The organism is Propioniciclava sp., assembly GCF_036744435.1.
Taxonomy (GTDB): domain Bacteria; phylum Actinomycetota; class Actinomycetes; order Propionibacteriales; family Propionibacteriaceae; genus Propioniciclava.
On the sequence record NZ_DAIOIA010000012.1, the window covers coordinates 1 to 4,921 of the forward strand.

Annotated in this window: 5 protein-coding genes; 4 read left to right on the forward strand and 1 reads right to left on the reverse strand. The window is 68.9% G+C overall.

All coding sequences use genetic code 11. The features are described from left to right. The coding region (locus V7E09_RS02880; RefSeq protein WP_324522989.1) for a hypothetical protein at positions 1–263 on the forward strand (263 nt) is incomplete at its 5' end. Between the two features lie 10 nt (positions 264–273). After that, a complete protein-coding gene (locus tag V7E09_RS02885) occupies positions 274–924 on the forward strand; it encodes an HAD family hydrolase (protein WP_324510030.1) in 651 nt (216 codons plus the stop codon). Between the two features lie 81 nt (positions 925–1,005). Here the strand turns inward: V7E09_RS02885 and V7E09_RS02890 are convergent, their stop codons facing one another. Beyond that, on the reverse strand, positions 1,006–1,986 hold the full coding sequence (locus tag V7E09_RS02890; protein ID WP_324510031.1) for a LacI family DNA-binding transcriptional regulator: 981 nt from the start codon (positions 1,984–1,986) through the stop codon (positions 1,006–1,008). A gap of 407 nt (positions 1,987–2,393) precedes the next feature. Between V7E09_RS02890 and V7E09_RS02895 the strand changes: the two genes are divergently transcribed. Both V7E09_RS02895 and V7E09_RS02900 read left to right on the forward strand, forming a co-directional pair. After that, positions 2,394–4,703 carry a carbon starvation CstA family protein gene (locus V7E09_RS02895; RefSeq protein WP_324510032.1) on the forward strand — a complete coding sequence of 770 codons (2,310 nt, stop codon included), beginning with the start codon at positions 2,394–2,396 and terminating at the stop codon, positions 4,701–4,703. After that, positions 4,704–4,921, forward strand: a 218-nt coding sequence (locus V7E09_RS02900) for a YbdD/YjiX family protein (protein ID WP_324522990.1), incomplete at its 3' end; no start/stop codon positions are given. It lies immediately after the preceding gene.

Below are 4,921 nucleotides of genomic sequence, written 5' to 3' on the forward strand. Positions count from 1 at the left end.
CGCTGGACACCCGCGTCGCCGACGCTCTGCGGGGCACCGCCGCCGCCACCCAGGCGCGCTCGCGAGCCAGTGACGCCGTCGAGTCGGCCGAACGAGCGCTGCGCAGCGCCCAGGACCGGCTGCAGGCCGCGGCCGAAGCCCTGGGCGACGCCACCGCCGGCCTCGATGAGGCCCAGGCGGCCGAGCGAGCAGCCGTCGAGGAGCGCGGCCGGGCGCAGGCCGAACTCCGGGCCGCCGAGCATGCGCTGGAGGCGGCGCCCTAGGCTGGACGCCATGCCGCTGCTCCTGCTCGACCTGGACAACACGCTCGTCGATCGTGCCGCCGCGGTGCGCGCCTGGGCGGCCGAGTACCTCACCGAGCGGGGCGCGGGGCCGGATCTGCTCGAAGCCGTCGTCACCGCCGACGGGGACGGGCTACGTCCCAAGCCTGCGGTCGCGGCCGACCTGACGTCACTGCTGGGCCTCTCCCCCGAGGAATCCGCGGGGATCATCGCAACCCTGCGCGCCGGGGTCGTGGCGCACCTGCGCCTGGTGCCGGACGCCGAGGCCGCGTTGCTGCGTGCTCGCGACCACGGCTGGACCCCGTTCATCGTGACGAACGGCCAGCAGCGGCAGCAGGAGAAGAAGATCGCCTCGCTGGGGCTGGACGCGTGGGTTCACGGGTGGGTCATCTCCGAGGAGGTCGGCATCGCCAAGCCCGACCCGCGGATCTTCGCCCTTGCCAGCGAGGCCACCGGCCAGTCGCTCGCCGACGCGTGGATGGTGGGCGACTCCGCCGAGGCGGACATCGCCGGCGCGCAGGCGGCCGGGTTGCGCTCGGCCTACCTGCTGCGTGGCCGGACCTGGGATGCGACCCTGCCTGCACCGACTGTGCTCGCCGCTTCACTCACCGACGCCGTCGAGGCCGCGCTCGCCTGGCGCTGAGGTCGGACTCGAGCACGCCGCGCGTGAGCATGCCACGCGGGAGGGCGGGACGCCCTGGGTGCGCCTCGGGTGCCTCAGGCGTCAGGCCGACGCGCGGGGCACCAGCCGCACCGTCGTGGTTGCTTCGGATCCCGGCTCCTCGCCGATGACTCGCATCGCCGTGTCGAACAGTTCATCGGCGCGCTCGTCCATCGGGATGCGGACCGTCGTCAGCGGGGGTTCCAGGAGGGCGGCGTAGGCCTCGTCGTCCACACCGATGACCGCCAAGTCCTCGGGTATCCGGAGCCCCAGCTCTCGCGCGGACGCCATCACGAGCGCCGCCACCGCGTCGTTGTAGGCGGCTACCGCCGTCACCGGGTCGGCGCCCGAGCACCAGGCGCGGAGGGTGTCGGTGATGTCGTCGGGGGTGCCGAGGGGAGGCAGTTCGACGGAGGTGGCCCTCGGCTCGGGGAGGCCGTGGTCAGCGCACGCGGCGAGGAAGGCCTCATGCCGCGGCTTGGCCCAGGTGGCGGAGTTGGCGCCCGCGGCCGACACGTGGGCGAGTCGTCGATGCCCGGTCTCGACCAGGCGGCGAACCTGCACGGTCGCCGCTTCTCCCTCACGCGCCGACATCATCGTGGTCCCGGAGGTGCAGGCGAAGGGGATGTTGTTGAGCGCCAGGGTGTCCATCGACTCTTGCGGCAGTGGATAGAAGGAGGCGACGACCCGCGGCTGGACGTGCGTCAGCGGCCATGACAACGGCTCTCCGGGAACGGACTGCCACACCAGCAGGGTGAAGCCCCGCTCCAGCGCCCGCTCGGACAGGCGTAGGGTTCCCAGCCCCACGTTGCTGCCGTAGGGGGTGTGCCGGATCACGAACAAGATGACGGTCGAGCGACCCGAGCGCAGCGCGCGAGCCGCCGGGTTGGGGGTGTAGTTCAACTCTGCTGCGGCCGCCCTGACGCGGGCGCGCGTTCGTTCGGGGATCGACTGGCGTGCGGTGTCGTTGAGCACATAGCTGACGGTGGCCCGGGACACTCCGGCCGCACGTGCCACGTCCGCGCTCGTGGTTCGCTTCTGCATCACGGTCCCCTCCCCGGTTCGCGACGCGACGTCCCGCGTCTCGGGAGCCGATCCCGGCGCCTCGCCACCGCGGGAGGCGCCCGGTACGGTCAGGCTATCGGGCTGCCCGGTGTGAGCACGACGCCTCCCGCTCAGGCGCGGACGCGTCGGGTCGGGAGAAATGCGTCCACATGGTGTTTCTCGAAATCGAGCAGAAGAATATGGAAGCACTACTGCACTCCCCTCGGCACTACTCCCACACTCCGGCTGCGACAAGGTGCTATCCACACTGCGGAAAAGGTCATTTCGCCTAGCGGACACCTCCTCGCGATTCCCCTTGCTCCCTATCCCGGACTCCATTTCAGGTGTAACGTCCGGCTCGGGCGAACCCCCCGCACGCCTCCCGCCAATCCCGACCCGAGGACATCATGCAGACACCCACGCCGGGCCAACCCGGCCCATCGGACGCAGTCGCGAGCGTCGACCCGCTCGCCGACGAACGCCCGGCCGTCGAAGTCCACGCCGACGACGACAAACACCACGCACGCTGGACCCCCACCAAGATCGCCGTCTGGGTCGCCATTGCGCTCGTCGGCGCCATCGCCTGGTACATGATCGCCTTCAGCCGCGGCGAATCCGTCAACGCCGTCTGGTTCGTGTTCGCGGCTGTCGCGTCCTACCTGATCGCGTACCGGTTCTACTCGAAGTACATCCAGGACAAGCTCGTCCACCCAAACAACAAGCGCGCCACCCCGGCCGAGTACAGCTACGACGGCAAGGACTACGTCCCCACCGATCGCCGCATCCTCTACGGCCACCACTTCGCCGCGATCGCCGGGGCGGGCCCGCTCGTCGGCCCTGTCCTCGCCGCGCAGATGGGCTACCTGCCCGGAACGATCTGGATCATCGTCGGCGTCATCCTCGCCGGTGCGGTGCAGGACTACCTGGTGCTGTTCGTCTCGATGCGCCGCAAGGGCCGCTCGCTGGGTCAGATGGCCCGCGACGAACTGGGCCTCTTCGGTGGTATCGCGGCGTTCATCGCCACGTTGTCCATCATGTTGATCATCGTCGCGATCCTCGCGATGGTCGTCGTCAACGCCCTCGGTGAGAGCACGTGGGGCGTGTACTCCGTCGGCCTGACGATCCCGATCGCACTGTTCATGGGCTTCTACCTGCGCTACCTGCGTCCGGGCAAGGTCATGGAGGTGTCAGTGATCGGCTGCGCCCTGCTGCTGTTCGCGATCATCTCGGGACGCTGGGTGTCCCAGTCCGACCTCGGTCAGGCGCTGTTCCACCTCGACCGCCCCACCATCGCGTGGATCATCATCGCCTACGGCTTCATCGCCGCCGTCCTGCCGGTGTGGATGCTGCTGGCGCCCCGCGACTACCTGTCCACGTTCATGAAAATCGGCGTCATCGCCATGCTGGCGGTAGCGATCATCGTGGTCCGCCCCGAGATCCACGTGCCGTCGATCACGCGGTTCGCCCAGTCGGGCGACGGGCCGGTGTTCAGCGGTCAGCTCTTCCCGTTCCTGTTCGTGACTATCGCGTGTGGGGCACTATCGGGTTTCCACGCCATGATCGCGTCCGGGACGACGCCCAAACTCGTCGAGAAGGAATCCCAGACCCGCCTGATCGGCTACGGCGGCATGCTGATGGAGTCCTTCGTGGCGATCATGGCGTTCGTCGCCGCTTTGTCCATCGACCAGGGCATCTACTTCGCGATGAACTCGTCCGCGGCCGCCACGGGTGGCACCGTCGAGGGCGCGGCCGCGTTCGTCAACGCGCTGGGGTTGCACAACGCGGACGGTTCGCTGGTCACGACGACCCCGGAGATCCTCGCGGCCACCGCCCAGTCGGTCGGTGAGGCGTCCGTCGTCTCCCGGACGGGCGGCGCCCCGACCTTGGCCGTCGGCCTGTCGCAGATCATGCATTCGCTCATCCCGGGCGAGGGCATGGCGAGCTTCTGGTACCACTTCGCGATCATGTTCGAGGCCTTGTTCATCCTGACCTCGGTCGACGCCGGCACCCGCGTGGCCCGCTTCATGGCCTCGGACGCGCTGGGCAACCTGTACCCGCGCTTCCGCGACCTGAACTGGCGCGTCGGCGCCTGGATCACCACCGGGCTGATGGTCGCGGGCTGGGGCTCCATCCTCGTGATGGGCGTCAACGATCCCCTCGGCGGCATCAACACGTTGTTCCCGCTGTTCGGCATCGCCAACCAGCTGCTGGCCGCCGTCGCGCTGTCGATCTGCCTGCTGATCTTCGCGCGCAAGGGCTACACCTGGCAGTTGCTCATCATCGCCGTGCCGATGGTGTTCACCGCGATCATCACCGTGTACGGGTCTTTCCTGAAGATCTTCGACCCTCATCCGTCCATCGGCTACTGGGCCAACCACTTCCTCTACCGGGACGCCCTGGCCCGCGGCGAGACGTCGCTGGGTGCCGCCAAGTCGGTGCAGGCGATGCAGACGGTCGTCGGCAACACCGCCGTCCAGGGTTCGCTGTCGATCCTGTTCGTGGTGTGCGGCGTCATCGTCATGGTGGTGTCGGTCATCAAGACCATCCAGGCACTGCGCGGCAAGGGCATCATCAACACCGAGGAACCCGCGCGTCCGTCCCGGATCTTCGCCCCGACCGGCATCATCGCCAACCCGGCGGAGAAGAAGCTGGAGGCCGAATGGGCCGCGTTCTACGAGAAGTACCCTGAGGAGAACCTCGAAGGAACGAGCCACTAAGTGAGCGACGCCTCAGCAGCCAGCCGGTCGACGGGATCCCCCCTCGACCGGCTGGTCGCGTTCGCCCGCGAATGCCGCCGCTTCGCCCGCGGCATCCTCGGCTCAGACGCCTACGACAAGTACCTGCACCACCACCGCGTCACCGGCTGCGCCCACGAACCCCTGTCCGAACGCGACTTCTGGCGCGCCAAGTACCGCGACCAAGACCACAACCCCGG